The 26,647-nt window shown below is 65.0% G+C and carries 24 protein-coding genes; 1 reads left to right on the forward strand and 23 read right to left on the reverse strand.

The genetic code is table 11. The features are described 5' to 3' along the window. Positions 1-92 precede the first annotated feature (92 nt). The 16 genes from HWY30_RS18075 to HWY30_RS18150 all read right to left on the reverse strand — a co-directional run bounded on the left by HWY30_RS18075 (position 93) and on the right by HWY30_RS18150 (position 18,623). Positions 93-833 carry an SDR family oxidoreductase gene (locus tag HWY30_RS18075; protein ID WP_090803305.1) on the reverse strand — a complete coding sequence of 247 codons (741 nt, stop codon included), beginning with the start codon at positions 831-833 and terminating at the stop codon, positions 93-95. Next, the gene (locus tag HWY30_RS18080) at positions 830-2,146 is read right to left on the reverse strand and encodes an FAD-binding oxidoreductase (protein WP_090803304.1); all 1,317 of its coding nucleotides are present in this window, start codon (positions 2,144-2,146) and stop codon (positions 830-832) included. The genes HWY30_RS18075 and HWY30_RS18080 overlap by 4 nt, the downstream gene beginning before the upstream one ends. 2 nt (positions 2,147-2,148) lie before the next feature. Then, positions 2,149-3,573: a UbiA family prenyltransferase gene (locus HWY30_RS18085; protein WP_090803302.1), complete on the reverse strand. Its 1,425-nt coding sequence runs from the start codon at positions 3,571-3,573 to the stop codon at positions 2,149-2,151. A 366-nt stretch (positions 3,574-3,939) separates the two neighbouring features. Continuing rightward, on the reverse strand, positions 3,940-5,073 hold the full coding sequence (locus HWY30_RS18090; RefSeq protein WP_090803301.1) for a glycosyltransferase: 1,134 nt from the start codon (positions 5,071-5,073) through the stop codon (positions 3,940-3,942). Further along, a complete protein-coding gene (locus HWY30_RS18095; protein WP_090803298.1) occupies positions 5,070-6,323 on the reverse strand; it encodes a glycosyltransferase in 1,254 nt (417 codons plus the stop codon). Before HWY30_RS18095 ends, HWY30_RS18090 begins: the two co-directional genes overlap by 4 nt. Continuing rightward, positions 6,316-7,434 carry a non-hydrolyzing UDP-N-acetylglucosamine 2-epimerase gene (gene wecB, locus HWY30_RS18100; RefSeq protein ID WP_090803296.1) on the reverse strand — a complete coding sequence of 373 codons (1,119 nt, stop codon included), beginning with the start codon at positions 7,432-7,434 and terminating at the stop codon, positions 6,316-6,318. The genes HWY30_RS18095 and wecB overlap by 8 nt, the downstream gene beginning before the upstream one ends. Then, positions 7,431-9,008: a polysaccharide deacetylase family protein gene (locus HWY30_RS18105; protein WP_090803295.1), complete on the reverse strand. Its 1,578-nt coding sequence runs from the start codon at positions 9,006-9,008 to the stop codon at positions 7,431-7,433. The genes wecB and HWY30_RS18105 overlap by 4 nt, the downstream gene beginning before the upstream one ends. After that, positions 9,005-10,387, reverse strand: a complete 1,383-nt coding sequence (locus HWY30_RS18110; protein ID WP_090803293.1) for a phenylacetate--CoA ligase family protein — start codon at positions 10,385-10,387, stop codon at positions 9,005-9,007. Before HWY30_RS18110 ends, HWY30_RS18105 begins: the two co-directional genes overlap by 4 nt. A 191-nt stretch (positions 10,388-10,578) precedes the next feature. Next, positions 10,579-11,355, reverse strand: a complete 777-nt coding sequence (locus HWY30_RS18115) for an ABC transporter ATP-binding protein (RefSeq protein ID WP_090803291.1) — start codon at positions 11,353-11,355, stop codon at positions 10,579-10,581. A gap of 4 nt (positions 11,356-11,359) precedes the next feature. Further along, positions 11,360-12,178 (reverse strand): ABC transporter permease, encoded by an 819-nt coding sequence (locus HWY30_RS18120; protein WP_090803289.1) that lies wholly within the window; start codon positions 12,176-12,178, stop codon positions 11,360-11,362. 1 nt (position 12,179) lies between these two features. After that, on the reverse strand, positions 12,180-13,595 hold the full coding sequence (locus HWY30_RS18125; protein WP_090803287.1) for a mannose-1-phosphate guanylyltransferase/mannose-6-phosphate isomerase: 1,416 nt from the start codon (positions 13,593-13,595) through the stop codon (positions 12,180-12,182). Between the two features lie 286 nt (positions 13,596-13,881). Beyond that, on the reverse strand, positions 13,882-14,808 hold the full coding sequence (gene rfbD / locus HWY30_RS18130) for a dTDP-4-dehydrorhamnose reductase (RefSeq protein WP_090803286.1): 927 nt from the start codon (positions 14,806-14,808) through the stop codon (positions 13,882-13,884). Between the two features lie 9 nt (positions 14,809-14,817). After that, entirely contained in the window at positions 14,818-15,369 is a 552-nt protein-coding gene (rfbC, locus tag HWY30_RS18135) for a dTDP-4-dehydrorhamnose 3,5-epimerase (RefSeq protein WP_090803284.1), read from the reverse strand. Next, positions 15,354-16,247, reverse strand: coding sequence for a glucose-1-phosphate thymidylyltransferase RfbA (gene rfbA, locus HWY30_RS18140; protein ID WP_090803282.1), 894 nt, complete (start codon positions 16,245-16,247; stop codon positions 15,354-15,356). Before rfbA ends, rfbC begins: the two co-directional genes overlap by 16 nt. A gap of 10 nt (positions 16,248-16,257) precedes the next feature. Continuing rightward, entirely contained in the window at positions 16,258-17,319 is a 1,062-nt protein-coding gene (rfbB, locus tag HWY30_RS18145) for a dTDP-glucose 4,6-dehydratase (RefSeq protein ID WP_090803281.1), read from the reverse strand. 392 nt (positions 17,320-17,711) lie between these two features. Continuing rightward, positions 17,712-18,623: a GDP-mannose 4,6-dehydratase gene (locus HWY30_RS18150; RefSeq protein WP_090805602.1), complete on the reverse strand. Its 912-nt coding sequence runs from the start codon at positions 18,621-18,623 to the stop codon at positions 17,712-17,714. Positions 18,624-18,852: 229 nt separating this feature from the next. Here HWY30_RS18150 and HWY30_RS18155 point away from each other — a divergent pair, with 229 nt between their 5' ends. Then, on the forward strand, positions 18,853-19,725 hold the full coding sequence (locus HWY30_RS18155; protein ID WP_090805601.1) for a symmetrical bis(5'-nucleosyl)-tetraphosphatase: 873 nt from the start codon (positions 18,853-18,855) through the stop codon (positions 19,723-19,725). A 36-nt stretch (positions 19,726-19,761) separates the two neighbouring features. Here HWY30_RS18155 and HWY30_RS18160 read toward each other — a convergent pair whose 3' ends face one another. The 7 genes from HWY30_RS18160 to HWY30_RS18190 form a co-directional block, all read right to left on the reverse strand. Next, positions 19,762-20,619 (reverse strand): lysophospholipid acyltransferase family protein, encoded by an 858-nt coding sequence (locus HWY30_RS18160; RefSeq protein WP_090803279.1) that lies wholly within the window; start codon positions 20,617-20,619, stop codon positions 19,762-19,764. A gap of 38 nt (positions 20,620-20,657) precedes the next feature. Further along, a complete protein-coding gene (locus HWY30_RS18165; protein ID WP_090803278.1) occupies positions 20,658-21,938 on the reverse strand; it encodes a dihydroorotase in 1,281 nt (426 codons plus the stop codon). A 60-nt stretch (positions 21,939-21,998) separates the two neighbouring features. Then, entirely contained in the window at positions 21,999-23,024 is a 1,026-nt protein-coding gene (locus HWY30_RS18170) for an aspartate carbamoyltransferase catalytic subunit (RefSeq protein WP_090803276.1), read from the reverse strand. A gap of 68 nt (positions 23,025-23,092) precedes the next feature. Then, the gene (pyrR, locus tag HWY30_RS18175; protein ID WP_090803275.1) at positions 23,093-23,632 is read right to left on the reverse strand and encodes a bifunctional pyr operon transcriptional regulator/uracil phosphoribosyltransferase PyrR; all 540 of its coding nucleotides are present in this window, start codon (positions 23,630-23,632) and stop codon (positions 23,093-23,095) included. Then, positions 23,619-24,059 (reverse strand): Holliday junction resolvase RuvX, encoded by a 441-nt coding sequence (gene ruvX, locus HWY30_RS18180; protein WP_090803273.1) that lies wholly within the window; start codon positions 24,057-24,059, stop codon positions 23,619-23,621. Before ruvX ends, pyrR begins: the two co-directional genes overlap by 14 nt. A 10-nt stretch (positions 24,060-24,069) precedes the next feature. Next, positions 24,070-24,648: a YqgE/AlgH family protein gene (locus HWY30_RS18185; RefSeq protein WP_090803272.1), complete on the reverse strand. Its 579-nt coding sequence runs from the start codon at positions 24,646-24,648 to the stop codon at positions 24,070-24,072. Between the two features lie 308 nt (positions 24,649-24,956). Further along, on the reverse strand, positions 24,957-26,363 hold the full coding sequence (locus HWY30_RS18190) for a FimL-related protein (protein ID WP_090803268.1): 1,407 nt from the start codon (positions 26,361-26,363) through the stop codon (positions 24,957-24,959). Positions 26,364-26,647: the final 284 nt, after the last annotated feature.

Below are 26,647 nucleotides of genomic sequence, written 5' to 3' on the forward strand. Positions count from 1 at the left end.
AAGGTCGAACGAACATTCGCCGCGCCATGCGCTCGCTGGGCGGCGACGGTTGCCGTCGAGCACGGCAGACCCGTCGCGATGCATGCAATGCATCACAACGAGAGCCGCTTGAACACGCGGCCAGGAACAGAGCGAATGATCAGCATGATGCCCCACCAGAACCACGGGGTATAAATGACATCCCTACCCTTTTCCACCGCGCGCACGATATCGCCCGCGACCTTGTCCGCGGTAGCAACAAGCGGTCCCGGCAAGGGAAGACCCGCTGTCATTGGCGTCGCGACAAAGCCAGGCTTGATCGTCAGCACATGCGCGCCCGCCTTGAACAGGCGCGCCCTCAGGCCCTCGCAAAACGCGGAGAGCGCTGCTTTTGCACTGCCGTACAGATAGTTCGACTGGCGACCGCGATCGCCGGCCACCGACGAAATGACCGCGATCGTGCCGCGCCGCTGCTGCTCGATCACAGTGGCAAAACGCGTCAGCAACGCGATGATCGATACGGCATTGGTATTGAACTCGCGGACCGCGACGTCGGCATCGTTCTGACAGGCCTGCTGGTCAGGCAGCGTTCCCGGCGCCACCAGCACGATGTCGAGCGCGCCGAACTCGGCCGAACAACGCTGCATCATGGCGGCATGTTCACCGATCTGATCGATGTCCAACTGCTGACACAGCACGTCTTGCGCACCACGTGCCTTGAGGTCGTCGGCAACCTGCTGGAGGCGCTCCATGTTGCGCGCGACGAGAAAGAACCGCGCGCCCTGTTTAGCCCATTGCCGTGCACAGGCAATGGCGATCGCCGAAGTGGCGCCTACGATAACGATGTTTTTCATACTCGAGTGGTTCGTTCCCAAAAGCGTGACAGCAAAGCCGGATCACGCAGCGCTTCGACCTGTTCCCACTGCGGATAGGCAGCGCGAAAATCTTCGCCCGACATATGCGCGTCCTTGGCGGGATACAAACGGCCGCCGCTCTCGCGCACGATCGCATCCAGCCGGTCGAAAAGCTTGCGATTCGATTCCTCGCGCTGCGGGAAGTCGAGCGCGAGCGAGGTGCCTTCGAGCGGAAAAGACAGCAAGCCCGGCGATTTGATGGCGCCGCAGCGCTTCAGCACGGCAAGTATCGACCCCGTGCCGCTGCGGGCAATCGCGTCGAGAATGGCCCGCGTTGCGTCGCGCGCAACGGCCGCCGGGATCACGCATTGATACTGCTGGAAGCCCGAGCGGCCATAGATGCGATTCCATTCAAGCAGGCTGTCGAGCGGATAGAAGTACGAGTCGTAAGTGACCGTCGAGCGAACCGCGTCCGCGCGTTGCCGCCTGTAGTACAACTCGTTGAAGGCGCGCAGGGTCAGGCGGTTGAAAACGGGGATCGGCGACGTGAACGGCACCGTACGCGTCTTGCGGCGTTCGACGTCGAGCCCCCCCTCGGAGGCGTGATCGCCGACCATGAAAATGCCTCTGCCCAACGCGGCATCGCGGCTCTGACAGTCCACCCACGCCACGCTGTACTCATGCAGTTCGTCGAGCCGTTCGGACAGCGCGAAGAACTCGTCGAGGTTGGCAAAGCGGATACTGGTCACGTCGAGCATGCTCGACCTGATCGGCATCAGCTGGATTTCTGCCCACGCGATCAGCCCCGTCATACCAAGGCCGCCGATCGTCGCGGTGAAGTACTCGGGGTGGAGGTCCGGCGTACATTCGAACTGCGTGCCGTCGCTTCGCAGCAAGCAGAAACGCCGCACATGCCGGCCAAACGTGCCGCGTACATGGTGATTCTTGCCGTGCACGTCGTTGGCGATCGCGCCGCCCAACGTCGCGTACTTCGTCCCCGGCGTGACGGGCAACATCCATCCACGCGGAATCGCCACGTCGAGAATCTGCTCGAGCGTCATGCCCGGTTCAGCGCGCAACACGCCGTTTTGCCAGTCGGCCAGAATCATCCGGTCCAGCGGCAGCGTCTGGACCACGTGCCCCGACGACGCGAGGCAACTGTCGCCGTAACTGCGCCCATTGCCGAAGGCAAGTGTCGTGCGCTGCGTGCCGCCGACACTTCGCCATATCGCCGCGGCCGTATCACGCCAGGCGATCGGATGGGACTCTTGCAGCGCGTACGGATAGCGCCCCCAGGACTGGACTTTCGACATGGCTAGATCGCCATCCAGAACACGGCACCGCATAGGGCCATGATCAGCCAGCTGCTCCGGTCCTTTGCCGCGAATATGATCGGGTCGTCATGCATCGAGCCGCGATGCGCGATGATCCACGTGCGGCTCACCCAGTAAAGCAGCAGAGGACAGGCCACCCAGATGTACTGTGGATGCCGATAGAGGCTCGCCGTATTGCCGTCCTGAATATAAAGCGCGAGAACCAGCACGGACAGATAGCCCGAGGCCGCGCCTAGTGACGAAATCAACGGCAGATCGCTCGCGACATAGCCGCGGCCGCGTGACTTCACGAGGCCGCGCTCCTTCAATGCGTGCAGTTCCGCATACCGCTTGACGAGCGCGAGGCTGAGAAAAATGAACATCGAAAACGCGAGCAGCCAGAACGTGAGCCGCGCATCGATCGCGGCGCTTCCGGCGATGATCCGTGTCGTATAGAGCAAGGCCAGCACCACCACGTCCATCATGACTCGCCGCTTCAGATGGAACGAATAGGCCAGCGTGAGTACGTAATATCCAAGCAAAACCAGCGCGAACTGATGAGGCAGGCAGAACCACGCGATCGCGCCGCCCACGACCAGCAGAACGGGACAGAGCGCCGCGCCCCAAACCAGCGGCAACGCGCCCGACGCAAGCGGGCGTTTGCGCTTGGTCGGATGATGCCGGTCGTCCTCGAGATCGAGCAGATCGTTCAACAGGTAGACGCTCGACGCACAGACACCGAAGGCAAAAAAAGCGAGGAGCGCGGCAATGACCAGCGCAGCGTCCGACAGTTGATGCGCCGCGAGCAGCGGAACGAAAATCAGCAGATTCTTCAGCCACTGATGCAGTCGCAACGACTTCGCCCACGTTCTCGGCCACGCGGAGCGTTGGTCGATGACGCGCTCGACGTTGCCCTGCTTGCGGGCCGCGCGCTCTACGCCACTCGACGGATTGATCACATAAGCACGCTCGGCCGCGGCCCAGACTGCGACATCGTCGTGCGAATTGCCCGCGTAGTCGAAGCCTTTCTCGCCGAACTCGGCCACGAGCCTGTCGCGCTTGCGATGCGCGGACAGATTGATGTCGCTTTGCGTGGCGAAGGTTTTGTCGAATAGCCCAAGATGATCGGCAATCGCCTTCGCGTAGCGTTCATGGCTAGCGGTCGCCAGCACGAGCGACCGCCCGGCGGCCCGTTCTTCCTTCAGCCACTCGATGACCGTGGCGTCGTAGGGCAGGACGGTGACATCGATATCGGTCGCTTCGGCCAAGCGGGCTTTGAGCCCGGCTTTGCCCCCGCGCAGGAGCCACAGAAGCGGCTCGTAGAACCGATGGGGAGCGGATCGGGTGAAAGCAAATCCGCATTCAATCAGGACGTCCGAGCGAATCAGAGTTCCATCAAGATCGACGACGAGTGGTTTGCTGCTCATTCAGTGAACCGCCGCAGGGCAGAAAAGAGTGTGGAAGGCACATGCGCTGCCGTAGAAATTCGTTCCGGCGCGGCAGCGGGTCAAGTCGAACCACGAGAATCAAAATCCGGACCGCGTAAAGCGGCATCACGCTACCATCTCGCGCCCTCCCCTACAACCCGCTTCCAATTTATTTGTCAACTTATTGCCGACTGATTTAACAACCATGAGTCTGCAAAATTGTAATGAAGCAGAATAATCAGTGTACCGGGCTCGACCGCGCAGATAATACCAACATCTCGCATATAGGCCGAATTTGCGCAAACAAAGGTGAATTAAACACTTTCGCAAGCTTTTCGGCGAAATAGAGAGAAAGAAAGTAACGACTCAGGAAGACAATACGTGTTCATACAGCGATTTATATGCGTTTCCCAACGCTGCCCCAGAAAATAGCCGCTCATATCGCTGCCGCGCCGCCGCTCCCATGCCGCACGCCAGTGCTTCATCCAGCGTCAGCCGGTTAATCGCGGCGATCAGCGGTTCGGGCGCCTCGGGCGGCACGACAAACCCCGTCACCCCATCCTCGTTGACGAACGACGTCCCGGACCCCACCTCACAGCACACCATCGGTTTGCCGAACATCGCGGCTTCGACCAGCACCATCCCGAACGCTTCGGAGCGCAAATGCGAGGGCAGCACCATCGCGCGACAGCCCTCGAGCAGCGCAACCTTTTCCTCATGCGTGACCTGCCCGGCAAACACGACGTTGGTCGCGCCATGCTGCCGCGCCAAGGCGGCGAGCCGCTCGCGCTCCGGCCCCGAGCCAGCGATGACGATTTTCGCCTGCACATGCCTGGCGGCCTCGACGAGCGTATGCAGTCCCTTGTAGTAGCGCAACACGCCGAGCGCCAGAAAATACGGTTCGGCCGGCGCCAGGCCGAGCCGGCTCTCGAGCTTGCGCCGCGCGTCGAGCGGCTGCGGCTCGTCGCGATAGTCGATGATGCCGAGCGGAATCGTCTTCAAACGCTCCTTCGACACGCACGCGGCAAGCGTCTCACTGGTCCGCGCATAGGCCGCCGACGTCGCGACCACCGCGGACATGCTGCGCAGCGTGCGCCGCATCAGCGGCCCATAGACGGCGCCGAGCAGCTTCTGCCGCACGATGTCGGAGTGGTAAGTCATCACCGTCGGTTTGCTGGTGCGTCCGAGCAGATGCAATACGTCGGCGAACGGCCACGGAAAGTGGAAATGCACGACGTCGGCCCAGTCGGCCAGCTCGCGATACCTGATCACCGAGCACGGCCCGCCGAGATCGCACGATGCCGGCGCCGCCCACGATTTCTCGCGGATCACCTGCCCTTCCGGGCGTTCGACGACGGTCGGCGTCGGGCTCGGCGACAGCGTCAGAATGCGCGGTTCGACGCCGCGCTCGCGCGTCGCTAGCGCAATCTGGCGGATCGCTTCCTGCAGGCCGCCGGGCGGGTCCGGGAAGTACGTGCGGTACACATGAACGACCCTCACGTGCGCACCTCAGCGCCGTGTGGCCGCGAGCTGCCGCCGCCCGCCTGCGGGAAGTGGAAGGTAATCGCCAGCATCTTGTCCAGCCGCGCTTCCCACGTGTTCTCGCCAACCGCCGCGCGGGCTTCCTCCACGCTCAGCTTGCCGCGTGCAAGCTGTTTCTCGATCGCCGCGATGAACGCGTCGGCATCGCTGCCCACTTCGAGCCCCGCGCGCGGTTCCTTCGCGAAATCGAGCGGCGTCGATACGACCGGCAGACCGGCCGCGAGATATTCGTAGAACTTCATCGGAAACATCGAGTGCGTGTATTCGTTGATCAGCGTCGGCAACACACCGACCCGCATGCCGCGCAAATACTGTGGCAGCACGCGATACGGCCGGTAGCCGAGCAGATGCACGTTCGGCAGACGCTTGAGCTGCGCGAGCAGGTCGCTGCGCTGCCCTTCGCGCTCCTCGCCGATGATCACCCATTGCCACTGCGGCCGCGCCTGCGCGGTTTGCAGCAGCAACGGCAGATCGACCTTGAAGTCCGACAGCACGCCGTGATACACGAGCCGCGGCTCGTCGATCGCGGCGAGCTCGGCGGGCAGCGGGCCGTCCGCGCGCGCCGCGCCGAAGTGCGCTTCATCGACGACGTTGCCGAAGAAATGCGTATTGGGGTTAAACGGCAGGCACACGTCCTTCAGCGACTGCGCAGTCGTGAATACCGCCTCGCATCGCCCGAGCAGGTCCTGCTGGGCATTGCGGAACGCGTCGACGTCGACGCCCGGAATCGCCGCGATATCGTCGACGCAGTGGTAGACCAGGGTCCCGCGCGGCAGCGTCGCGATCGCATCGAGCATGTACGGGTGGTACGTCCACACGACCGGCTTGACGTAGCGATGCGACCTCGCGAAGCGGTTCACCGAAAAACGCAGCATCGCCTGATTCAGCGAGCGCACGAACGGCAGATGATGCCCGGCCGGCACCATCAGCGGCGACAGCACCCAGATGTTGGCGGCGCGGCGCGGCGGGCCGAGCACGAGCGACTGCACGCCGCGCCACAGACGTCGCCACAGGCGCGACCAGTCGCGGCCGCTGGCCACTTTCGGCGAGCGGAAGCCAACGCTTTCCACATACAGAATCCGCCAGCCGCGCGCGGCGAGGATGCTCGCCGTGTGCTGCTTGTTGGTCCAGTACGGCTCGTCCCAGTCGGCGCTCGAAAACAGCACGCAGTCTTGCGGAGCAAGCACGGGGTTCTTGCCGTCAGCCAACGAACACCTCGACCGGTCGGCCGCGCAGGCTGTCGACGATGCGTCGTGAGGCCAGTCCGTCGCCGTACGGATTCGCGCGATCGCGCAGCGCAGCGCGCCGCGCGGGATCGTCGAGCCAGCCGATCACCGCGCTTTCGATGCTCGCCGCGCTCTGGCCCGCGAGCGTCGCGAAGCCGGCGTCGACGCCTTCGCGGCGCTCGGTGTGATTGCGCATCACGACGACCGGCACGCCGAAGGTTGGCGCTTCTTCCTGGATGCCGCCCGAATCGCTGACCACGACGGCGCTGCCGCTGATCAGATAAAGGCTCGTCGGATAGTCGACCGGCTCGATCAGCGCGAGGTTCGGGATGCCATCGAGCTCGCGATGCACGGGCCCGCGCACGGCCGGGTTCAGATGCACCGGGAACACCCAGCGGTAATCGCTATAGCGCTGACACAGATCGCGCAGCACGCGGCAGATGTCCTGCAGCACGTCGCCGAAATTCTCGCGCCGATGGCACGTGACGAGCACGTGCTGCTGCGCGCCATGCCATGCGGGCAGCGGACTCGCCGGCGGCGTGACGCTCCAGCTCGCGCGCACTTCGCCGATCGCATCGACGACCGTGTTGCCGGTCACGACGATCTTCTCTGGCGCGACGCCTTCGCTGAGCAGGCTGTCGCGCGCGCGCGAGGTCGGCGCGAAATGCAGCGTCGCGATGCGGCCAAGCAGGCTGCGGTTAGCTTCCTCGGGAAACGGACTCGCCAGATCGCCGGTGCGCAGCCCCGCCTCGACGTGACCGACGCGGATGCCGCGCTGGAACGCCGCGAAGCCCGCGCAGAACGCGGTCGTCGTGTCGCCCTGCACGATCACCCAATCGGGACGTGTTTCGTCGAGCGCGCGATCGAGCGCGGCGATCAGGCGCGACGCGAGCGCGTTCAGCGATTGACCCGGGTGCATCGTTTCGAGCGTGATGTCCGGTTCGATGCCGAAGAATTCGAGCGCCTGCGCGGCCATGTCCCTGTGCTGCCCGCTCGCGCAGACGATCGTGTCGAACTCGCTGCGCAGCGCTCGCACGAGCGGTGCGAGCTTGATGACCTCGGGCCGCGTGCCCATCACCACCATGACTTTCATTGCAGTGCTTTCCCCGTCTCGACCTTGGTATGAGCGCCCCGGAACTCGACGCCGAGCGCGAGCGGCGTCGTGTCGGCGAAGGGCGTGACGACGCGAAAGACGCCGTCGTGTTCGACGATCTGCGCGAGCGAGCGCAAGCGCAGGAAATCGAGCGCGGCTTCCTCGTGCAGGAACAGCGGCCGTTGGGCCTTGCCGCGCATGTAGGTGATCAACTGCTCGTGCGCGTCGATGCGCGCCGCCTCGTCGGTCCAGCCGTACGCGTAGCGCTCGGAGAACGGATGGTCGAGATAGCCGAACAGCGTGTTGGTCGCGTACGCGGTGTCGAAGGCCTGCTTGAAGATCGCGAGCGGATCGCCCTCTTTCAGCATGCAGTCGCCGTGCAGCATGCACTGTTGGCTGTGACCGACGAAGCCCGCCGGCAAGCCGGCCAATGCGCCACCGCGTGCGCTCAGAAACTCCGGATCGTTGCGGATGATGCCGCCGATGCAGCCCGCGTAGCCCGCGTCGATCAGGCCGCGCATCGCGTAAGGCGGCGACTGGTGAAACGGCGACACCGCGTAGCGCACCGGCACGCCGGTCGCGCGTTCGAGCAGTTCGGCCGATTGCACGCCTTCCGCGATCGCGGTGTCGTAGCTGCCGCCCCAGTTCGGCGAGTGCGTCGCCGTGTGCGACAGCACCGCGCCCTGCTGCCGGTCGGCAAGCAGTTCGCGCAGGATGTCGTGCTGGCCGCCGCGTTGCAGGTTCTGCGTATGCACGGCGAGCGTGAACGGCACGCCGAGACGCCGGTACGCGTGCCACAACGGGCGCGCCGATTCGACGTCCTCGTCGCAATCGAGCCGCGACGTGATCGCCGCGTCGTAACCCCACGGGAGTTCGCTCAGCACCGGCTGACACGGCAGCGCATCAGCCCGGTAGCCCGACAGAAACTGCTCGACGAGGCGCCATTCGAACGAATCGCACGGGCCGACCGGCCGGTTGAACCACAGCACGGCCGATGCGCCCGCATCCCACAGCGCCGCGTACGCGAACTGTCGCTCGCCGTTCACGACGACCGCGGCCAGCTCCGCTTCGGCCGGAACTTCGGGCGCCTGCGCGAGCGCCCAGATCGAACCGTCGGCGCGAATCGCGCCGTAGCCGAGGTTGTTCCATTCGTCGGCGAAATCGAAGCGCTCGAACGGGCGATGCCATGGCGCGCCGCCGAGTGCTTGCGCGAGCGCGCCGTAGCGCACCGCCGCCGCGCTTTCGCGCGACTCGCCCGAAGGCGCCGTTGCACTGCGGCTCGCTTGCGAGAGGTCGGCGGGCAACGCCGCGGGCCGATAACGCAGATAGTCCGCGAGCGCGATCGGCATATGGCCGAACACGATCAGCTTGCGCGGCCGCGCCTGCACGAACGCGATCAGGTCGGCGCTCCACGCATCGGGCGCGTCGACCGCGACCATGACGTCGGGCGCGATCTCATGCAGCATGTTGCGCGTGATCGCCTGGGCCTGGGTCACGCTGACCGAGCGCCGCAGCGCCGCCAGCACGTATTGGCCAGCGTCGGCGCGGGCGTCGGGATACGCGACGCCGATCATGCGCTCACCACGTGACGGAATTTGGCGCGACTGCCCACGCGCACGAAATCGTCGTGACCGACGTAGGCGATCGTGAACGCGTCCTGCCAGAAGTGGCGCAGCTTCGCGGTGGTGTCCTCCGCGTTCGCGTGCGGTTCGAGCACGATGCGCAAAGTGGGCGGCGTCGTGCGCAGATCGATCTGGAATTCCTGGATGCCGCCGACGCGATGATCGAGCATGTCCTGGATGTGGTGCGTCGGATGCGCGACGCCGTTGATCGGCACGACGTCGTGAATCCGGCCGACCACGTCGGTCAGGAAAAAGCCCTTCTCCGTCTTCTGCACGCGCGCGAGGTCGCCGGTCGTGTAGCGGATCAACGGCATCAGCCGGTTGCGGAACCCGGTGAACACGAGCTCGTGCGCGCCGTCGGGGTTGTCCGGCGCAACGCGGCTTTCCGGCCAGCCTTCCGATTCGAGGATCTGGAAGCCGCCTTCGTGACCGTCGAGCTCATAGGCCATCACACCGAGCTCGGCGAGGCCGTAGCGGTCGATCACGCGACAGCGCAACGCCTTCGCGATCATCTCGCGCGCATGCGGCTCGAGCAGCTCGCCACTCGACTCGAACACCTGGAACGCGTTGCCGCCGCCGTACTTGCGCTCGACATAGCAGGCGAGCGCGTACATCGTCGACGGATGCGAGTGCGCGAGATATGGGCGGCGGCGCTTCAGCGTGCGCCACATTTCCTCGAGGCCGTGATCGTCGATGCGGTCGAAGAAGACATTGCTGCGATTCATCGCGAAGCATTTGAAGTCTTCGCGCGACGGCCACTCGGGCACGACCTGATCCGGGAAACGGCACGCGAAGTGCAACTCCGAGCGATGGCGCAGCTTGCCGATCCGCTCGCGGCAATAGTTGGTGACCGCCGACGAATAATCGGCGCCTTCCTGGTCGTAGTAAATCGTCGTGGAGAGGCCGGTCGAGCCGCCGGTCTTGCACGCGTGGTGCTTGCCGGCCTCGAGCGGTCCCGACAGGAGACGCGGACCCTGCTCGCGGATGATGTCCTTGGTCAGATACGGCAGTTCTTCGAGGTAGCGCGGGTCGTTCCTGACCTTGGCGGGATCGAACTGCTTCGCCTGGAACAGGTCGCGATAGTAAGGCACCTTCGCGCCGGCGAATTCGAGCGTGGCGACGAGCCGTTCGAGCGCGATGCGGCGGCGATGCGGCATCGGCAGCGAATAGTGCTCGCGCAGCTCGCGGATTTTCGGGCGCACGTTGCGCTTTTCGGCGTTCTCCGCAATCGGATACGCGATATAGCCGCCCGCGAAACCCTTCAGCGTGCGAAACGGCTGACGCACCAGCAGGGATTCGGAGTAGCGCAGAAACGGGTGATTAGCTCGCATCAAATTCGAACCTTGTTACGCCTCGGGATTGGCCACGAGGGTGTTGCTGAACTGCGGGACTGGCTTGCGCCGGGGCGCGGTTTAGCCGACGAGCCGATGGATTTGCCTGCTGCCGTCGCGCCGCGCAGCTCGCGCGTCGGCGCACATGCGGCAGGCGCGGCATGCGCCGCGCCTGCCGCGCGCCGGCGTGCTCAGTGCGGCAACTGCGCGGTGTGGCTGATGAGCGGCTCGTCGGATTTTTCCGACGGCAGCACGGGTTCGTCGGCGACCATCTTGCCGTGTTCCATCGAGATCTTGCGGGTGCACGCGCGCGCGACCAGCGACGGATCGTGCGACGCCACCACCAGCAGCGCCGCCTTGCCGACGAGGCCTTCCAGACGCTCGGCCGCCTTCACGCTGAACTCGGCGTCGCCCACGCTCAGCCATTCGTCCATGATCAGGATGTCGGCTTCGACGCTCGTCGAGATCGCAAACGCGAGGCGCAGCATCATCCCGCTCGAATAGGTGCGCACCGGCAGATTCAGGTAATCGCCAAGTTCGCTGAAGTCGGCGATCTCGTCGATCTTGCTGCGGATGCGCGCGGGCTTCAGCCCGTCGAGAATGCCGCGCAGATAGATGTTTTCGAAGCCGGTCGCGTCGGGGTCAAGGCCCATCGACACGTCGAGCAGCGACGCGATCTTGCCCCGCACCTTCAGCTCGCCGCGCACCGGCGCATAGACGCCCGACAGCGTGCGCAACAGCGTCGTCTTACCCGAGCCGTTGTGGCCGATCAGGCCGATGCGCTCGCCTTCGCTGAAGGTGAAGCTCAGGTCGTCGATCGCGCGGACGATCGCATGGCGACCCGCGTCCTGGCCGATCCGGCCGCCCGTCGTCAAATTGAGCACCGCCTTTTTCAGCGAGCGATGCGAGTTCTCGTAAATCGGAAATTCGACGGAGATGTTACGAGCGACAATCGATGAAGAACTCACAATATCAAAGCCAGTAAGGAACGCGATTACGGAAACGCTTCATCAGGATCTGCGCGAACGCAAAGCCGACGATCAAGAGACCAATCGACCACGCCCACGACTCCCAGTGGGTCGGGCGGCCGGTGAGCGGCGCGCGCACCGTTTCGATCAGGTGATAGAGCGGGTTGTATTCGGCGACCCACGCGCGGTCCTTCAGGATTTCCGGCGACCACATGACCGGCGTGAAGAAGAACACGACCTGGATCAGGTTCGTGACGATCGGCGGAATGTCGCGAAAGCGTGCGCACAGCACGCCGAGCGTGACGCCGAGCCACACGCCGTGCAGCAGCAGGACCACGAGCGCGAACGGCACCAGCACGATTTCCCAGCCCGGCCAGTGACCGAACACGAACAGCAGCACGACGACGACCGGCAGGCTATGCAGCAGGATCACGAAGTTGCGCCACGCGATGCGGCATACGTGGACCGTCAGCGGCAGCCTGATCTGCTTGATCAGATAGGCCGAGCCGATGAAGGCCATGCAGCCCTCGTTGGCGACCGACGCCAGATACGCCCACACGACGAGACCCACCGCCAGATACGGCAGATAGTCGGAGAGTTCCTGGTGCAGCAGCGTCGAGTACAACGCGCCGAGCACGACCACCAAGATGATCGTGCTGAGCGTGAACCAGAACGGCCCGAGCACCGAGCGGCGATAACGCTGCCGGATGTCGTGCCAGCCGAGCGTGCCCCAGACCCGCACCGCTTTCATGCCGACCAGCAGGTCGTCGCGCTCGTTGTGACGTGTCAGGTCTTCCGAGTCGTTGGTAAAACTGATATCCATCTCAAGTACGTCCGTAAATGTCTTCGAAGCGAACGATATCGTCTTCGCCCAGATATTCGCCGCTTTGCACTTCGATCATCACGAGCTCGACGACGCCCGGATTTTCGAGGCGATGTTTGTGACCCGCCGGGATATAGGTCGACTCGTTGGTCGACACGAAGAACTCTTTTTCGCCGTTGACGACCTTCGCCATGCCGCTCACCACGACCCAATGCTCGTTGCGGTGATGATGCATCTGCAGGCTCAGGCTCGCGCCCGGCTTCACCTCGATGCGCTTGATCTTGAAGCGCGGCCCCTCTTCGAGCACCGAGTACGTGCCCCACGGCCGATGCACGGTGCGATGCACCTTGTACGTCTCATGGCCGCGCGACTTCAGCTCCGCGAAAATCTGCTTCACGTCCTGCGCGCGATCCCGGTGCGCGACGAGCAGCGCATCGGGCGTGTCGATCACGATCAGGTTGTCGACGCCGACCGCGCCGATCAGGCGCCCGTCGCTGCGCAGATACGAGTTCTTCACGTCGACGAGCAGCGCCTCGCCTTCGACGCGGTTGCCGCTCGCATCGGCCGGCGACAGATCGGACAGCGCGGTCCACGAGCCGACGTCGGTCCAGCCGAGGTTGCAGCACACGACCGCCGCGTGCTCGCACTTCTCCATTACCGCGTAGTCGAACGACAGCTCCGGCACCGCGCCGAAGCAGCCCGGCTCGAGACGCACCTGCGCGCCGCTCTTGCCTTCGGCGGACGGCGACTTGTCCATGCATTCGGCCGCGGCATCGAGAATGTCGGGACAATGCTCGCGCATTTCCTTCAGGATCGTGCCCGCGGTGAAGCAGAACATGCCCGAGTTCCACACGAACTTGCCCGACGCCAGATACTCGCGGGCCTTCTCCACCGACGGCTTCTCGACGAAGCGCACGACCCGCTCGCCATCGGCTTCGATATAGCCGTAGCCGGTTTCGGGCGTATCCGGATGCATGCCGAAGGTGACCACGTTGCCGGCCTGCGCAAGCGTCTGCGCACGCGCGACCGCCGCGGCGAACGCGGTTTGATCCGCGATCAGGTGATCCGCGGCGAGCACCAGCATCACGGTGTCTGCGCCATGCGCCTTCGCCGTGTGCAAGGCCGCCGTGGCAACCGCCGCGGCCGTGTTGCGGCCGAACGGTTCGAGAATGAACGAGGTCGCGACGTTCTTGCCGTTCACCTCGCGGAAATCGTCTTCGGTCTTGAAGAACAGCTCACGGTTGGTTACCGTGAGCACTTCCTTCACGCCGGGCAACGCGACCGCGCGCAGGAACGCTTTCTGCAGCAGGCTTTCGCCGTCCGCGAGACGGATGAACGGCTTCGGGTGCGATTCCCGCGAGACCGGCCAGAGCCGCGATCCCGCTCCGCCGCACAGAATGATCGGTAACAAACTCACAGCTCCCTCTCGATACCGTATTTTTTACGTGGCCATACTGGCTTGCGCGCGGTTGACGCAGACGTTTGCAATCTACTGCGCATAGAACGTTAAATCCGCGCCTCGAACGCCCTCGCGTCGAGCGACATTCTACCGCTGCACTCTTTCACCATTGTCAGGGAACAATCGTTTCGATCGGTCCCGGACCACGACGGCATCATGGCGAGCGGCGTGCGCGGCAGGACATCCGATGCGAGTGTTTCCTTCGCCGCACCGGCGCTCGCGAGCCCTGCGTCGAAACCGCGACTCAGGTGCGCGCCGCCGGCGACTTCGGAAAACCGTCCGTCAGACACAGCTTCAACGCGTCGCGCCAATGCGGCGCGGCGAGCCCGAACACGCGCGCCAGCTTGTCGTTCGACATTCTGGAATTGGCTGGGCGCTTCGCGGGCGTCGGGTAATCCGCGGCCGGAATCGGCAGCGTGTTCGGCCTGTTCGGCAAATCCGCGAGTTCAAAGATCGCCGACGCGAAACCGTGCCACGACGTCGAGTCGCCCGCGCACAGGTGATAGATGCCCGAACGCTCGTCCCACCACTTCGCGCCGTCTTCGGTGGCGAAGGACTGCGCGCACAGATGCGCGCTCAGCGTCGCGATCGTGTTGCACCAGGTGGGCGCGCCGAACTGGTCGGCCACCACCTTCAGCTCCGGACGATCGGCGCCGAGTCGCAACATCGTCAGCAGAAAGTTCTTGCCGCGCGTGCCGTACACCCAGCTCGTGCGCAATACGAGGTGATTCACGCCGCTCGCCGCGATTGCCTGCTCGCCCGCGAGCTTGCTGCGGCCGTAGACGTTCTGCGGATCGGTTGGATCGTCTTCGACGTACGCGCCTTCTTTCGTGCCGTTGAACACGTAGTCGGTCGAATAGTGGATCAGCGCGGCGCCGAGCTTTTTCGCTTCCTCGGCGAGCACGCCCGGTGCTTCGCCGTTGATGCGCATTGCCAGGTCGCGTTCTTCTTCGGCCTTGTCCACCGCCGTATAAGCGGCCGGATTGACGATCAGCGCGGGACGCAGGTCGCGCACCACCGCGCGAATCTGATCGAGGTTCGACAGATCGAGCCGCGAGCGGTCGACCGCGACCACGTTGCCGAGCCCTTGCAGCGTGCGCGCGAGCTCATAGCCGAGCTGGCCATTTACGCCGGTGACGAGAATCGTCCGTTTCGCGTCGTGTGCGCTCATGCGATCCCCTTATGCGTAGACTTCGGCGTCGGCGAGACGCTTGCCCGCCGCATCCTTGGCCGCGAGCAGCGGCTCGACGTCGACCGGCCATTCGATTCCGATCGCCGGATCGTTCCACACGATGCTGCGCTCGTGCTCTGGGAACCAATAATCCGTGGTCTTGTAGAGGAACTGCGCGGACTCCGACAGCACGACGAAGCCGTGCGCGAAACCGGGCGGCACCCACAGCTGCCGATGGTTCTCGACCGACAGCGTCACGCCGACCCACTTGCCGAAGTTCGGCGAGCTCTTGCGGATGTCGACGGCGACGTCGAACACCTCGCCCTCGACCACGCGCACGAGCTTGCCCTGCGCATGCTGGATCTGATAGTGCAGACCGCGCAGCACGCCTCTCGCCGAACGCGAATGATTGTCCTGCACGAACTCGACGCCCGGCTCGACCTTCTCGGCGAATTCGAGCGCATTGAAGCTTTCGAAAAAGAAGCCGCGCGCATCGCCGAACACCTTCGGCTCGATGATCTTGACTTCGGGCAGCGAGGTTGCGGTTACCTGGATGGCCATGCGACGTGATCCGTGAGAATGTTTTGCAGGTATTGCCCGTAGGCATTCTTCGCGAGCGGTTTGGCGAGCGCGAGCAACTGCTCGCCGTCGATCCACTGACGCCGGTACGCGATCTCTTCCGGACACGCGACCACCAGACCCTGGCGCTTTTGCAGCGTTGCGATGAAGGTCGCGGCTTCGATCAACGAATCGTGCGTGCCGGTGTCGAGCCACGCATAACCGCGGCCCATGATCTCGACGTTGAGCGCCGCGTTCGCGAGGTAGCGAGAGTTCACGTCGGTGATTTCGAGCTCGCCGCGCGGCGACGGCTTGATGTCCGCGGCGATGTCGCAGACCTGCTTGTCGTAAAAGTACAGACCCGTGACCGCGTAGTTCGAACGCGGCCTGGCGGGCTTTTCCTCGATCGACAACGCGCGGAACTGCTGGTCGAATTCGACCACGCCGTAGCGTTCCGGGTCCTGCACGTGATACGCGAACACGGTGGCGCCGTCGGTCTGATCGTCGGCGCGTTCGAGTTGCTTCGCGAGATCGTGGCCGTAGAAGATGTTGTCGCCGAGAATCAACGCCGACGGATCATTGTTCACGAACTCGCGGCCGATGATGAAGGCCTGCGCGAGTCCATCCGGCGACGGCTGCACCGCGTACTGGATGTTCATGCCCCACTGGCTGCCGTCACCGAGCATCGCCTCGAAGCGCGGCGTGTCCTGCGGCGTGGAGATGATCAGCACGTCGCGAATACCCGCCACCATCAGCGTGGACAGCGGGTAGTAGATCATCGGCTTGTCGTACACCGGCAGCAGCTGCTTGGAGACGACGTGCGTGATCGGATACAGGCGGGTGCCCGAGCCGCCCGCGAGAATAATGCCTTTGCGCGCCATTGCCGTGCCTTTACGCGCGCTGCGCGTAGTTGGTCTCGACCCACTTCCGGTATTCGCCCGAAGCGACTTCGTCGACCCATTGCTGGTTGTCGAGATACCACTGGACCGTTTTGGCGAGCCCCGTCTCGAACGTTTCCGCCGGCTTCCAGCCGAGTTCGCGCTCGAGCTTGCGCGCGTCGATCGCGTAACGGCGGTCGTGACCCGGACGATCTTTCACATAGGTGATCTGGTCGCGATACGAGCCGGCCGCCTTCGGGCGCTGCTGGTCGAGCAGGTCGCACAGCGTGTGCACGACCTCGAGATTCTTCTTCTCGTTCCAGCCGCCGACGTTGTACGTCTCGCCCGGCGTGCCGCGCGCGAGCACTTCACGGATCGCGCTGCAGTGGTCGCCGACGTACAGCCAGTCGCGCACGTTCTGCCCGTCGCCATACACGGGCAGAGGCTTGCCGCCGAGCGCGTTGGCGATCATCAGCGGAATCAGCTTCTCGGGGAACTGGTACGGGCCGTAGTTGTTCGAGCAGTTGGTGGTCAGCACCGGCAGGCCGTACGTGTGGTGGTAGGCGCGCACGAGGTGATCCGAACCGGCCTTGGTCGCCGAATAGGGGCTATTCGGCGCATAAGGCGTAGTTTCGGAGAACTGCGGATCGGTTGCCGACAGCGAGCCGAACACTTCGTCGGTCGACACGTGCAGGAAGCGAAACGCGGCGCGCTCCGCAACGCCCAGCGTGTTCCAGTAGCTGCGCGTCGCTTCGAGCAGCGTGAAGGTGCCGACGACGTTGGTTTGCACGAAATCGGCCGGACCGTGGATCGAGCGATCCACATGGCTCTCGGCCGCGAAATGCAGCACGGCGCGCGGCTTGTGCTCGGCCAATAGCGAATCGAGCGCGGCGCGATCGCAAATGTCGACGCGCGCGAAAATGTGTTTGGGATTGCCCTGTAGCGACTTCAGCGTGCCCAGGTTGCCGGCGTAGGTCAGTTTGTCTACGTTGAGCACCGCTTCGTCCGACGCATTCAGCCAGTCGAGCACGAAATTAGCGCCGATAAAGCCGGCACCGCCCGTTACCAGGATCATGTAATTCCCTTGTCGATGTTAGTGACAGGCGAAGAGCTTGCGACCTGTTCACCCCGCGTGGTGTCCGTTTCTCTGGTCGTCCGTCGCGTTCCCCGGAGAGTGGACACTCAGACGCCAATTTTATGAACCCCCAATTATAAAGCCGCCGAGTGCAAAAACTAGAACCCTAACAACTTGAAACAGCTTGACAGAATTCGTTGCCGTGGGTCTGGGAAAAGGGGCTTTTTCGGTGCGGTTACGCGCATTTTGGCGCCTGTGATGATGTGCACCACATACTGTGCGGCGCGGCGCGGAAAGAGTGGAAAATGAAGAAGAACGGCGAAAGCGTCATGAAAGGCCGCAAACGCGGCCCTTCGGTGCAGACCGTCAGGCGGTTGCTCGCGCGAGCGCGCTCAGGCCGCGAGCATCCAGCGCAGCGTATCGATGAAAGGGATCGACTCGACCGCCGGCACCAGCGAGTGCAATTTGGCGGGCGAACCGGCAAGCATCTTGACGTCCGTTTGCCGGACAAAGGCGGGATTGACCCGGACTTCGATGTCGTGACCGGTGAGTTCGCTCGCGGTCGTGAGGATTTCACGCAACGAATACGGCGCGCCGGTGCAGACGTTGACGATTTCGGCGGCGACATTGGAGTCGAGCAACGCCTCGTACGCGCTCGCCACATAACGCACGTCAGAGAAGTCGCGCGCAATGTCGATATTGCCGAGTTCGATCGATGCCGCGCGCCGCGCGAAGTGGCTGACGATCTTCGGCACGAGGAAGTTCACCGCCTGGCCGCGGCCGGTGTAGTTGAACGGCCGCACGATCAGGATCGGCAGGCGGTCGAACCATGTGCGCACCAGCGCTTCCATGGCCGCTTTGCTGGCCGCGTAATGATTGACCGGCATAAGCGGGAAGCTCTCGTCGATCGCGGCGCTGCTGACGTTGCCGTACACGTTCGCGCTGCTTGCGATCAGCAGCTTGCGCGGCACATGGCCGATCGCGACACAGGCTTCGAGCAGGTTCTGCGTGCCGATCACGTTGACGCGATAAAAGTCGAGCGGATCGTTGTGCCCCACGAAGCTGATCGCGGCCAGATGCACGATGAAATCGGGCCGCACGGTGTCGAGCACGCGCCGGCAGTCTTCCGGTGAGGTGATGTCGAGTTTGACGCGTGCCGGCGTGTCGGGCTCGTCGCGGCCGGACACCGCTTCGATCACGGTATGGCCGCGCCCGGTCAGCTTCTCGACCAGATAGCGGCCGGTAAAACCGTTCGCGCCGGTGACGAGCGTGCGAAATGATTGCTTCGCCGCGGAAGACGACATGCTGGCTTCGTTCACGAGAGAGTCATCCTGTTGTTGTATTGGAATCGCGCGCGGTCCATGCGGGGTTGCCGCCGTGCCGTGTTACGGCGGCGTTCCACCCGCGTCCCGCAACGTTATCGCGCGATACCCGAACCCCAAACGGGCTATTATGTCACGCTATCTTGCTGCTCTGCCCAGCGTGGCACGCGTCGTGCAGCACCGCGCGTATCGAATCGCCTTGATTTCCTCGATGACACCCCTCAACGCTTCCAGTACCTCCGCTCCCCTCGTCCCTCTTGCTTTCGGCGATCTGCAAGGCTGCCGCGCACCGTTTCAGCGACTGCTGGCCAAAGCCGCGCCGCCGGACGGCACACCGCTGTGGTTCGCCGGCGATCTGATCAACCGCGGCCCCGACTCCCTCGACACCTTGCGCGACGTGATCGCGTTCGGCGAGCGCGCGGTGCCGGTGCTCGGCAATCACGATCTGCATCTGCTGTCGGTGTCGGCGGGGATTCGCAAGTCGAAGAAAGGCGACACGATCGAAGAGATCCTCGCCGCGCCCGATGCCGCCGATCTGCTCGAGTGGATACGCCACCGCCCGCTCGCGCATTTCGACAACGGCATGCTGATGGTGCATGCGGGCGTGCTGCCGCAGTGGGATGCGACGCTGACGCTCGAACTCGCCGACGAGTTGCAACGCGCGCTGCGTGCGCCGAACTGGAAAGAGACGCTTGCGGGCTTGTACGGCAATGAGCCGAACCGCTGGAAGCCGGGCCTGAAGGGTATCGAGCGTCTGCGCGTCACGTGCAGCGCGTTGACGCGCATGCGCTTTTGCAGCGCCGATGGCGTGATGGATTTCAGCAGCAGCGGCACGCTCGCATCCACGCCGAGCGGCTGCATGCCGTGGTTCGACGTGCCGTCGCGCCAGACCGCCGACGTGACCGTCGTGTTCGGTCATTGGGCCGCGCTCGGCCTGATGTTGCGCGGCAACCTGATCGGCCTCGACTCGGGTTGCGTGTGGGGGCAGAAGCTGTCGGCGGTACGGCTCGCGAAAAACCCGGCTGAGCGGACGTTGACGCAAGTCGATTGCGATTCGCGCGGCGTGCCGCGCGGGGGCAACTAAACAGAAGACGGCGACGCTGCCCGGCAGCGCCCCCGCTTAGACCGAGCGGTGCGGCTGATCGACGGGCTCGATCAGCGTTTGCGCCGTCTCAGCGGCGTCGCTCGACGACGCAGCATCTACAACGTCGCCCTCTTGCGCGACCGTCCCCGCCACTGCGTTGCCGGCCTGCATGTCCCGCAACGCGTTCGCCACCACCTGCTGAGCCTGCGCCGCGAGCACCCGCCGGTCCGCGTCCGGCGCGAGCGGTGCGCCAACATATACGTGGGCGGTCAGCGGACCGCCACGCAACAGCATGTCGAGCGAGTCGGACAACGACACGTCGTCGATGTATGCGGGTGCCGTCGACTGCCGGCCCTGCGCGTCCTCGTACATGATGCACAGCGGCTGCACCGGCACACCGGCCGACACCGCGGCCTGGAACATGTTCGCGTGAAACGGCAGCAACTCGAGCCCGTTCGACGTCGTGCCTTCGGGGAACACGCACATCAGTTCACCCGCGCTGAGCCGTGCGGCGAGTTCGTGCATGATGCGCTTCGCGTCACTGCGCTTCTCGCGCTGGATGAACACCGTATCGAGCTGCTGTGCGAGCCATCCGACCACCGGCCATTGCCGGATCTCCGCCTTCGAGACGAACGGCGTCGGCCGCCACGCGTTGATTACGTAGATGTCGATCCACGAGATGTGATTGGCGACGACGAGCACGCCACGATCGAGCCGCACCGGGTCGTTATGCACGACGAGGCGCATGCCGCACAGCCGCAGCATCTTCAGCGACCACGCGCGATTGAGCGCGTGACGCCGCTCGGCGCTCGCGTTCGGAAAGCGCGTCGCGACGGTCCACATGCCGTGCAGCAGATGCGTGATGAGACGGACCTTGCGTAACGCGAGCTTCATGGCCGGAGCTTTCCTTGACTGTACCGAAACGATACCGCTCAGCGCTGTTCGTAGGCGAGCTGACCGGACACGACGGTCGCGCGCACCTGTGCCGGCAGCTCGTAGCCGAGGAACGGCGTGTTATGCCCCTGGCTATTCAGCGCACGCGGCTCGACGCGCCAGTAAGCGTGACGGTCGAACACGCAGAGATCGGCCACCGCGCCGACCGCAATGCGGCCAGCCGCTTCGAGGCCGAGCACCTGCGCCGGCGCCGCGGTGATGCGATTGAGCGCGGTCGCGAGCGGCACGCCCGCTTCGTCGGCCCACTTCACCGTCAGCGACAGGAACAATTCGAGGCCGGTTGCGCCCGGCGTCGCTTCGGCGAACGGCAGCAGCTTTTCGTCGTCGTCGACCGGCGTGTGCGCGGAGCAGATCGCATCGATCGTACCGTCGACGAGGCCCGCGCGGATCGCTTCGCGATCGCGCTGCTGGCGCAGCGGCGGATCGAGCCGGAACTGCGCGTCGAAGTAACCGATGTCGAGGTCGATCAGATGCACGTGGTTCACGGTGACGTCGCACGACACCGGCAGGCCCTCGCCCTTCGCCGCGCGCACGAGCGCCACGCCCGCCGCCGACGACACATGCGAAACATGCACGCGCGCGCCGGTCACGCGCACGAGTTCGAAGATCGTATGCAGCGCGATGGTCTCAGCCGCCACCGGCACGCCCGACAGCCCGAGCCGCGACGCCAGCGCGCCGCTCGCGGCGACGCCGCCCTTGCCCAGATACGCATCGACGGGACGCAGCCACACGGTGAAATCATAGGTCTTCGCGTATTGCAGCGCGCGCATCAGCACCTGGGTATCGACGATCGGCGTGTCGGCCTGCGAGAAGCCGACGCAGCCCGCCTCGGTCAGCTGGACCATCTCGGTGATGACCTGCCCCTTGAGACCGACCGTCAGCGCGCCGAGCGGATACACGTGCGCCTTGTTCTGATTGCGCGCGCGGAACTTCAGCATTTCGACGAGGCCCGGTTCGTCGAGCGTCGGATCGGTGTCCGGCGGACATACGAGGCTCGTCACGCCACCCGCGAGCGCCGCGGCCATTTCCGAGCCTAGCGTCGCCTTGTGCTCGTAGCCCGGCTCGCGCAAACGCGCGCACAGGTCGACGAGACCCGGCGCGATCGACAGACCGCGCGCGTCGAGCGTGCGCTCCGCCTGGAAGCCGGCCGGCGCGTTGCCCAAGGCGACGATCTTGCCCGCCTCGATAAAGATGTCCTGCTGCTGTTCGGTGCCCGCTGCCGGATCGATCAGCGTGCCGCCTCGAATATGAATCTTCATGCGCTGCCTTTGTTAAACCTGTGGTTCAGCCTATCGTTCGGCTTCCCGATCAGTCGTTGCTTAGTCGTTATTGCCCGCGACGATCCCCATCACCGCCATGCGCACCGCGATACCGAACGTGACCTGATTCAGGATCACCGATTGCGGGCCGTCCGCGACCTGCGAGTCGATCTCGACGCCGCGGTTCATCGGGCCGGGGTGCATCACGATCGCGTCGGGGGCGGCGAGCGCGAGACGCTCGGGCGTGAGCCCCCAGCTCTTGAAGTACTCCTGCGACGACGGCAGCAGCGCGCCGCTCATGCGTTCGTTCTGCAGGCGCAGCATGATGATCACGTCGACATCCTTGAGACCTTCGTCGAGGTTGTGGAACACGCGCACGCCCATCTGTTCGAGCCCGCCCGGCAGCAGCGTGCGCGGACCGATCGCGCGCACTTCGGGCACGCCGAGCGTGGTCAGCGCATGAATGTCCGAGCGCGCGACGCGCGAATGCAGGATGTCGCCGACGATCGCCACGCGCAGCTTCGTGAAGTCCTTCTTGTAGTGGCGGATCGTGTACATGTCGAGCAGACCCTGCGTCGGGTGCGCGTGACGACCGTCGCCGGCGTTGATCACGTGCACGTGCGGCGCGCAGTGCTGCGCGATCAGGAACGGCGCGCCGCTCGACGCATGACGCACGACGAACAGATCCGCGTGCATCGCCGACAGGTTGTTGATCGTGTCGAGCAGCGATTCGCCCTTGCTGGTCGACGACGCGTTGATGTTCAGATTCAGCACGTCGGCCGACAGCCGCGTGGCCGCGATCTCGAACGTGGTACGCGTGCGCGTCGAGTTTTCGAAGAACAGGTTGAACACCGACTTGCCGCGCAACAGCGGCACCTTCTTCACTTCGCGATCGGTCACGCTGACGAACTGGTCGGCGGTCTCGAGAATGTGATTGACGATGGCCTTCGGCAACCCCTCGATCGACAGCAGATGTTTGAGCTCGCCGCTCTTCGTGAGCTGCGGGTTGCCCTTCAGGAAGCCGTAGCGGAAGCGCTCGGATGCGCTAGCGGAGGAATCTTGCGGAGCCGGGGTGGCGGTGTTCATGATGTACCTGCTTCAAATACGGGCTTCAACGTGATCGAGGTCGCGTCGACACGCCGCTCACGCGCGTTTCAATCGACGCGTGCTTCAGTGTGAAAAGAAAACCGCTGGCCGCCCGCGCCGTCGTCTTCACGGGCCAGCACGAGCGTCGCGTCGGCGGGTACGTCGACCACGCCACCGACGAAGCGCGCCGCCACCGGCAACTCGCGTCCGCCCCGATCGGCGAGCACCGCGAGTTCGACCGATGCCGGCCGGCCATAGTCATACAGCTCGTTGACCGCCGCGCGAATCGTGCGGCCGGTGTACAGCACGTCGTCGACCAGCACGATGCGGCGGCCATCGACCTCGAACGGTAGCGAGGTCGGGCTTGCTTGCGCGTGCAGCCCTTTCTTCGCGTAGTCGTCGCGATGCAGCGCGACGTTCACCACGCCGAAGCTCGGCAGTTTCAGGTCGCGCGCGAGCCGCTCGGCGAGCCACGCGCCGCCGCTATGGATACCCGCCAGTACCGCCGCGTCGGCACCGGCTTGCGTGGCGGCGAGCTGGTCGCCATACGCCGCTCGAATCTGGTCGAGCAACGCGCGATACAGCGCTTCGGCGTCAATGGAACTCATGATCGTCGGAAAGTCCGTCAAGATATTGCTGGAGGATGATGCTCGCGGCTTCGGCATCGAGCATGTCGGCGCGGGCATTGCCGGCGCGGATTTCCGCCTCGGCCTCGACCGACGAGTAGCGCTCGTCGACCCATGTGACCGGCAGATTGAAGCGGCCGTTCAGCTGGTTGCCGAAGCGCTTCGCGAGTTGCGTGCGCTCGTGCGGTGTGCCGTCGGGGTGCATCGGCAGGCCGACCACCAGCGCATCGGGCTTCCATTCGGCGATCAGCTTGCCGAGCGCTTCGAAGCGGTACTCCCTGCTGCGGTTTTGCACGACGACGAGCGGCCGCGCGCGGCGCGTCAGCGAATTGCCGACTGCCACGCCGATGCGTTTCTCTCCGTAGTCGAACGCAAGCAGCGTCGCCTCACCTCCGGCCGGCAGATTCATGCGCGGCCCCTCATGCGTGCCCGGCCTCGCCCGACAGCATCGACAACGACACGCCGAGCAGCGCGAGCGCCGCTTCGAGACGATCTTCGGCGGGCACGTCGAAAACGATTTTCGGATCGGCCTCGACCGTGAGCCAGCCGTTCTTGGAGATTTCGTCTTCGAGCTGACCCGCGCCCCAGCCGGCGTGGCCGAGCGTCAGCAGGAAACGCTCCGGACCGTTGCCGCTCGCGACGGCCTCGAGCACGTCTTTCGACGTGGTCATTTCGAGCCCGCCCGGCACCGACATCGACGACGTGTATGCGCTGCCGCCTTTCGGATCGTGCAGCACGAAGCCGCGCTCGGTCTGCACCGGGCCGCCGAAATACACGGGGACATGGAGAAGCGGTTCGATCTCGAGCTTCAGATCGATGCGATTGAAGAGCGCCTGCAGGTCGATATCGGTCGGCCGGTTGATCACGAGGCCGAGCGCGCCGCGCTCACTGTGATCGCAAAGGTAGACCACCGTTCCTGAAAACGTCGGATCGGCCATGTTCGGCATGGCGATCAGGAACTGGTTGGTCAGATTGATGCGATCGGTACTCTTGGACATAGTTCGGATTTTAGCAAAGACGATGCGTCATGGCGGGCTGCTTTGAGCATTGCAACGCGTTGGGTTGCACGCTACGCGACGCGCCATCGACGCCGGATCAAGTTGCACTCTATCACGCGCGCGACTTGCGCCATGCCGCGATCAGGCGCCGAAACACCGCGTAGAACGGCACGTTCGGCGCGCGTCGCGAAGTTGCGGGATTGTGACTTGTCACAATGGGTTTCAGCGGGTTCGGCGCGCGTCGGTCGAAGCGTTGCGCACGCAATTCGCGCGCCACGTCGCGCGTTTGGTTCGACCCGGCTTGCGCTTCACGCGCCGCCCTGCTCGATCGCACGCGTGAGCGCGGCGAGCGCCGCCTCCGTGAAGCTGCCGCCCGCCGGCCCCACGCCCGCGGCGACCTTGTGCAGCGACGCACGCAAGGCCTCGGCGGCCTGCTCGAGTGTGTCGGCCGGCGGCGCGCCGACGATCACGTGCGCGCGCACCGCCGGCGTCGCGACGCCCGCATGCGCACGACGCCGCCAGGCGAGACCTAGCGCGTCGGCGAGCAGCGCCACGTGACCGAGACCGAGCGCGCAGGCGGCCGAGCCAAGCCGGTAGGCGGCATCGCCCGCCTGCAGCGCTTCGCTCGGGTCGGCTTTTTCCGGCTGATCGGCCGCGCGCGCATGGGCGGCCAGCGCCTCGATGGACGCGTCGGCGGTCTGCAGGAAGTCTTCGTACGCGTTCGCGTTGACGCTCAGCACGCCGAGATCGCGCGTGTGCGGCAGCGACTGCGCCTCGAGCGCGCCCGCCTCCCACAGCGCTTCCGACGACTGCGTGCCGGCGACGTGCCAGTCGACGGTCAAGCCATAATCGTGCAGCACCTCGACCTGGTCGGCGTCTTGCGCGGCCGCGCCGAACAGCGCGTAGTCGCGCCACAGCAGCGCGAGCGTTGCGCGCACCAGCGAACGCGGCGCGCGCTCGATGCCGCGCGCGTGATCGGCGAGCGCCAGGTTGCAGCGCGCGTAGAAGCGCCGCGCCTCGATATCGCGGATTGCGTGGCCGCGCGCGCGCAGCGCCTTCGCGCAGGCGCGCGCGAGCCGCCAGAAGTCATACGGATCGGGGCCGGCGAGTTCGGTGAACACGGCGTCGAGTTCGTCGAGCGCGGCGTTGGTGACCGCAAGCGCCACCGCGCTGCCTGTGTCGGCCTGCGAGCGCAGCACCGGCAGCAACGCGCGCTCGTAGCGCGCCCGCTGATGGGCAAGCTGATCGGCCGATTGCGCGTGCAGCGAAGCCGGCGGCACTGGCCGCGCGCACAGCGCGAGGTCTTCGAACGCAACGGCGGAACCCGGCGTGGGTTCGATGAGTTGCGCACACAGCTCGCGGTAGTGGTTGAACAGCGTCGGCGAGCAACTGAGCTCGCGCAGATTGTGACGTTCGAGCGCCGCGCGGAAGTCGCGCAGCGCCGCGCCGAACACTGGCCGCGCGCTTTCCGCTTCGGCTGGCTCGCCGCTCGCGAGCGGCGAGAGCCGCACGAGGGCGTCGGTGAAACGCTGCGCGCTGAGCCAGCCCGCCGTGCGCAATGCATGCGACGCGCGCAGCAGCGCGGCACCGCTCTCGTCGCGCTGCTCGAACGCGAGCGACGCCTCGGCGAGCGCGAGTTCCGCAGGGCGGACCACGCCACCGCGCGGGTTCGGCAGTGCATCGATGGAAACGGGTGCGGCGGATCGAAGAGTCATGGGCAGGCGAAACGAAGCTGACGGGGCCGTCGCTTCGCGCCGCATGCTGAGTGAGCGGCCACCGCGCGAACCGGCGACAGGACAATGACAGACTACCGTTGCGACACGACGCGACCGGCGATGTTCCGCGCCGGCGCGCTCAGACAGGCGCCGGGCGTGCCGGACGCATCAAGCGATTGCAGCAATTGCGCGGCGGATGACGCCGCTGACTTTTCGGGATCGAAGCTCAGGGTTCAGGTTCGGACCGAATCGCGGGACCCGGTTTGGGGGCCGAAGCTTCCGGC

Source organism: Paraburkholderia tuberum STM678, from assembly GCF_902833905.1.
GTDB classification, from domain to species: domain Bacteria; phylum Pseudomonadota; class Gammaproteobacteria; order Burkholderiales; family Burkholderiaceae; genus Paraburkholderia; species Paraburkholderia tuberum.